Annotated in this window: 3 protein-coding genes; all 3 read left to right on the top strand. The window is 53.6% G+C overall.

Translation table 11 applies throughout. The annotated features are described in order from the left end of the window. The first annotated feature begins 162 nt into the window (after nucleotides 1-162). The 3 genes from folE to Q0Z93_RS09730 all read left to right on the top strand — a co-directional run bounded on the left by folE (nucleotide 163) and on the right by Q0Z93_RS09730 (nucleotide 4111). Nucleotides 163-744 carry a GTP cyclohydrolase I FolE gene (folE, locus tag Q0Z93_RS09740; RefSeq protein ID WP_298065038.1) on the top strand — a complete coding sequence of 194 codons (582 nt, stop codon included), beginning with the start codon at nucleotides 163-165 and terminating at the stop codon, nucleotides 742-744. 31 nt (nucleotides 745-775) lie between these two features. Beyond that, nucleotides 776-2197, top strand: a complete 1422-nt coding sequence (locus tag Q0Z93_RS09735; protein WP_298065035.1) for an amidophosphoribosyltransferase — start codon at nucleotides 776-778, stop codon at nucleotides 2195-2197. Between the two features lie 537 nt (nucleotides 2198-2734). Further along, complete coding sequence (locus tag Q0Z93_RS09730; RefSeq protein ID WP_298065033.1) at nucleotides 2735-4111, top strand: hypothetical protein; 1377 nt, start codon at nucleotides 2735-2737, stop codon at nucleotides 4109-4111. Nucleotides 4112-4253 lie beyond the last annotated feature (142 nt).

Genomic DNA, 4253 nt, shown 5'->3' with positions numbered 1-4253 from the left:
CGCTATTGCCACACCCCAAAGAAAACGCAATGCAAGAGGACTGCGGAGCCTAAGGAGTAGCGCAGCTATCTGAAAGTCTTTTGGGTACCTTTTCTTCAGAAAAGGTACGGTTCCCTCCAAATTAAGGCGGAGAATAAACGAACGGATAAGAATTACAATTTTATGGAGTACGACGAAGTGAAGATCGCGCAATTAGCGCAGCACTATAAAGCCATTTTGGAAATATTGGGAGAAGACCCAGCCCGCGAAGGCCTGCTCAAGACCCCCGAACGCGTAGCCAAAGCCATGTCATTCATGACACAAGGGTACGAACAGAACCCGATCGAAATTCTGCTCTCCGCCCGTTTTCGGGAAGAATACAAGCAGATGGTCGTCGTGAAAGACATCGAACTCTACTCGCTGTGCGAGCACCACATGGTGCCATTCTACGGGAAAGCGCACGTAGCTTATATACCGAACGGATTCATCACCGGGCTCTCCAAAATACCGAGAGTGGTAGACTGCTTCGCGCGGCGGTTGCAAGTGCAGGAGCGGCTCACCGTGCAGATCCGCGATTGCATACAGGAAGCATTGAATCCGCTGGGCGTGGCCGTGGTGATCGAGGCGAGCCATATGTGCATGCAGATGCGCGGCGTCGAGAAACAGAACTCCGCGACCACCACCTCGGCATTTACCGGGGCTTTCCTGACCCAGATTCAGACCCGCGAGGAATTTATGAACCTCATTTCGCACAAACTCAGATAATATCTCGTCACATAAAACACCACAGCGTCCTATGAGCGGATTTTTCGGTTGCGCCTCGCGGCGCGAATGCGTCAATGACGTCTTTTACTGCACCGACTACCATTCCCACCTCGGCACCAAACGCGCCGGGCTCGCCTTTTTCAACGGAGAGAAATTCATCCGGTCGATCCACAGCCTCGAAAACGGCTACTTCCGGAACAAATTCGAGGACGACCTGCCGAAATTCGCCGGTTCATGCCTCGGGATCGGCGTGATCAGCGACTTTGAATCGCAGCCCGTGACCGTCACGAGCCACCTCGGGCGGTTTTCGGTCGTGACCGTGGCCCGGATCGAAAACATAGACGAGATCACCGAACGGCTTCTGGCGGAAAACGTGCACTTCGCAGAGCTGTCCGGGTCGGAGATCAACCCGACGGAATTGGTGGCGATCTTGATCAGCCAGAGCCGGACATTCAAGGAAGGGATCGAAAACGTGCAGCGGACGGTCAAGGGATCGTGCTCGATGCTGATCCTCACCGAACACGGGATTTATGCGGCGCGCGACCGCTTCGGCCGGACACCGGTCATTATCGGGAAAAACGATTTCGGGTACGTGGCGGCGTCGGAGAGCTCGTCGTTTCTCAATCTGGGGTACGAGTATGTGAAAGACTTGGGGCCGGGCGAGGCGGTGCAGCTCACGCGCGACGGCGTTACGGACATTCTGGCGCCGGGGACGCGGAAACAGATCTGTTCGTTCCTGTGGGTCTATTACGGCTATCCGTCGTCGTGCTACGAAGGGGTCAACGTCGAAGACGCGCGGTATCGGTGCGGGGCGGCGATGGCGGCGCGGGACGGAGATGTCGAAGCGGATTTCGCGGCGGGCATTCCGGACTCGGGGGTGGGACACGCCATCGGGTACAGCAATGCGAAACGGATTCCCTACAAACGGCCGTTCGTCAAATACACTCCGACGTGGCCGCGCAGTTTCATGCCGCAGAATCAGGCGATGAGGGACTTGGTGGCGAAAATGAAGCTGCTGCCGAACGAGGCGTTCACGCGGGGGGCGAAGATCGTCTTCATGGACGACTCGATCGTGCGGGGCACGCAGCTCAAGGACAATGTCGTGAAGCTCAAGGAGGTGGGGGTCGAGGAGGTGCATATGCGGATCGCCTGTCCGCCGTTGATCTTTCCGTGCCGATTCCTGAATTTCTCGACGTCGCGTTCGACGTTCGACCTCTATGCACGGCGGGTGATCCGCGACCTCGAGGGGACGGACAAACTCTCGGACGAGGCGCTGGCGGAGTATGCGGACGACAACAGCGAAAAGCATCGGAAGATGGTCGAGGTGATGGGGCAGCAGTTGCAACTCACGTCGCTGAAGTTCCAACGGCTGCAGGATGTGGTGGAAGCGATCGGATTGCCCAAGGAACAACTGTGCACCCATTGCTGGGACAACAGCAGTTATGTCGAATAGAAGTTTCGTATAAAACGGAACGGCATTTCTTTTCGCATCGCTGAAAAATCCCGGGATTGATCATTTGAAAAACGGTAGGTTTATTTAGCACTGTACCGTGAGTGACTGTTCTTTCTTTGAAAAGAAAGAACCAAAGAAACTTTCAGATAGCTGCGCTACTCCTTAGGCTCCGCAGTCCTTTGGCATTGCGTTTGGTTCGGGGCGCGGGAATCGGGCCGATTAGGTATTGAACCTCATCATATCGGCCCGATTCTCTGCACCCCGACAAATCAAAGACCAGGGTACCCGGCAGGCTCAAGAGATGCGAAGCATCTCAAAAAGTTTTTTCGATTCCTTTTGTGAACAAAAGGAACAGTTCCCTCAAAGTGGGTATGTAAAATAAATCTACATTGGGGGTTAGTTACAGCCCGGCTCGAATGCCGATTTTTTAGGGTAGAGACCGCTGTGGGAAGTACGACACCGGCACGAGCTGAAAATGGTTGAAGAATGCGGGGACAATTATTAAGTATCTTTACGGCACCAAAAGCACTGACTTTTATGAAAAACTCACTTTTTCTGCTCGGACTAATCCCGATGCTCACTTGCGGATACAGCAAAGCTGCCAACCCGATCCCGCCGGACGACGGGGAAGCCAAAGAAGCATACGTTGCTTATTTCACCAAGAGCTTGGGAGGAGACAAAACTCCTTATTACCCGACCGACGCTGTCCTGACCGCCGACCAGGTCGCCGAAGAACAGACCGCGGTTTGGGATTCGTGGAAAGCCGCCAACCGAGATTTGGCGGAAGACAAACTGATCTCCCTGCAGGCGTTGAGCAAAGACCATAGCGGCAAGTTCGACCTGACGGCTTATGAACCGAACGCTGTGATGCCCTACTATTACGGAACCAAAGGGCCAGAAAAACCGGAGGCGGGCTGGCCGCTGTTCCTCTACCTGCACGGCTCCGGACCGAAAATCAATGAATGGAACGGAGGTTTTGCGATCTGTTCGTATTTTAACGACGCTCCGTCGGCCTACTTCATTCCGCAGATCCCGAACGAAGGAAACTATTATCGCTGGTGGCAGAAAGCAAAACAACAGGCTTGGGAACGCTTGCTGCGACAGGCATTCGTTTCGGGCGAAATTGATCCGAACCGCGTCTACTTCTTCGGTATTTCGGAAGGGGCTTACGGGAGTCAGCGTCTGGCCTCGTTCTATGCCGACTACTTGGCGGCTGCGGGGCCGATTGCAGGGGGCGAACCGTTGGAAAATGCGCCGGCGGAGAATTGTGCCAATATTGCCTTTTCATTCCGCACAGGCTCAAAAGACAACGGATTCTGCCGCAACGAGCTGACCAAAGCGGCCAAAGAGGAATTCGATCGTTTGCAGGAATTGCATCCGGGATATTACATCCATGACATTCAGGTCGTTCCGAGGGCGACACATACCTCGATCGACTATCGACAGACAACGCCGTGGATGAAAACCTATATACGGAATCCGCATCCGAAGTATGTCTTCTGGGAAAACTTCGAGATGGACGGACGGTATCGCGACGGATTCTATAACCTGTATGTAAAGGAACGATCGAACGACGACGCCTCGTCGCGCTCGTGCTACGAAATGACGATCGACGGGAATACGGTGAACTTGAATGTCAATACCGTGACGTGGAAAGTGATTGAACGGACCAGTCAGTGGAATTTGGCAAAGAAATATATTAAAATCTACACGCCGGCGACCAAGGGGAAAGTGGTGATCTACCTGAACGACAAGCTGGTCGACTTGGATAAACCGGTGACTGTCCGGGTGAACGGACGCGAGGCGTTCAAGGGCAAGGTCGAACTGAATGCGGCTCATTTGGTGAACAGCTGCGCTGCTTTCTTTGATCCGGAACGGCTTTTCCCGGCGGCTGTCGAAGTGCAGATAAACTAATGTCTGTCGGACTTCCCAACGGGCGCCAGAATAAAAGTTATTTGTAAAAACCGTAGGTTTATTTAGCACTGTGCTGTGAGTGACTGTTCTTTCTTTGAAAAGAAAGAACCAAAGAAACTTTCAGATAGCTGCGCTACTCCTT

The sequence above is a fragment of the uncultured Rikenella sp. genome, assembly GCF_947628055.1.
Classification (GTDB): Bacteria; Bacteroidota; Bacteroidia; order Bacteroidales; family Rikenellaceae; genus Rikenella.
The sequence above is the reverse complement of the archived record's forward strand: the minus strand, read 5'-3'. Positions and strand labels throughout refer to the sequence as shown.

What these genes read in the sequence shown, in the direction of transcription:
- Q0Z93_RS09730 (WP_298065033.1), top strand. Translation starts at nt 2,735, where the DNA reads ATGAAAAACTCACTTTTTCTGCTCGGACTAATCCCGATGCTCACTTGC.
- Q0Z93_RS09735 (WP_298065035.1), top strand. Translation starts at nt 776, where the DNA reads ATGAGCGGATTTTTCGGTTGCGCCTCGCGGCGCGAATGCGTCAATGAC.
- folE (WP_298065038.1), top strand. Translation starts at nt 163, where the DNA reads ATGGAGTACGACGAAGTGAAGATCGCGCAATTAGCGCAGCACTATAAA.